The following is a 378-nucleotide window of genomic DNA, read 5'->3' on the forward strand; positions in this document are numbered from 1 at the left end:
GGTCAGTACCAAACCCAGGTGACTTGACTGACGGTCAAACCGTAACAGCAACAGCGACTGACCCTGCAGGCAATACCTCATTGCCAGGCACAGGTACGGTGTCTGCGGACATCACGCCACCAGTGGTTGCGCTTGATGATGTACTCACCAATGACAGCACCCCAGCGCTCACCGGTACAGTCAATGATCCAACAGCAACTGTGGTTGTGAATGTGGATGGCACTGACTACCCGGCAGTAAACAATGGTGACGGCACCTGGACGCTTGCAGACAATACCTTGCCTGCACTCACCGACGGTCCACACACCATTACCGTGACTGCAACAGATGCAGCAGGTAATGTCGGTACAGACACCGCTGTGGTAACAGTAGATACCA

1 protein-coding gene is annotated in these 378 nt (G+C 54.2%); it reads left to right on the forward strand.

The features are described from left to right. Positions 1-378, forward strand: a 378-nt coding sequence (locus tag HL290_RS18455) for an Ig-like domain-containing protein (RefSeq protein WP_227602332.1), incomplete at both ends; no start/stop codon positions are given.

Origin of the sequence: Acinetobacter sp. AC1-2 (genome assembly GCF_016124155.1) — a bacterium.
Lineage (GTDB): Bacteria > Pseudomonadota > Gammaproteobacteria > Pseudomonadales > Moraxellaceae > Acinetobacter > Acinetobacter calcoaceticus.